The sequence below is a fragment of the Psychrobacter sp. 1Y4 genome (genome assembly GCF_051847555.1).
Genome location: NZ_JBPYDE010000837.1, coordinates 1 through 599, shown reverse-complemented (window position 1 = coordinate 599; position 599 = coordinate 1). Strand labels below are relative to the sequence as shown.

The window sequence follows — 599 nt, the reverse complement described above, 5'->3', positions numbered from 1 at the left end:
ATACTTGAAAATTATTTTTGGAAAGCATGTCGCGAAATTTCGCCATTTCTGATGGCGAGTCGTCAATGACTAAAACGGTAGTCATAGGATTTTCCTTGATTTCTAAAATATCTATGAAGATATATTGTTGATAAAAAGATTGAAAATGATGCCCAACAACTTATTCGTGATTTATTTTTATGCTAGTCATTTAGTATGTTAGTCACTTAAATAGTGAGTCATTATTTTTAATCTTAGCAATCACTATATTTGAGTCTGTAGAGCTGATTAACGGTACTGGTTAATCGCATCAAAAAGCTCATCTTTACTAAATGGTTTGGTCAAATACTCATCAGATCCGACGATGCGGCCACGGGCTTTATCAAATAAGCCATCTTTAGATGACAACATAATCACGGGTTTATTAGCATAATCAGGGTTATTTTTTATGAGTGCACAAGTCTGATAGCCATCTAAGCGCGGCATCATGATGTCGACAAAAATAATATCTGGGTTGTTATCAACAATTTTTGCTAAGGCATCGAAGCCATCTATGGCGGTTACGACTTCACAACCCGCTTTTTGTAGCAAGGTTTCTGCGGTACGGCGAATGGTTTTTG

1 protein-coding gene is annotated in these 599 nt (G+C 36.2%); it reads right to left on the bottom strand.

Going from position 1 to position 599, the window contains the following annotated elements; translation table 11 throughout:
* Positions 1-267 precede the first annotated feature (267 nt).
* A partial coding sequence (locus tag ACS8FC_RS19145) for a response regulator (protein ID WP_439297954.1) occupies positions 268-599 on the bottom strand: 332 nt, incomplete at its 5' end.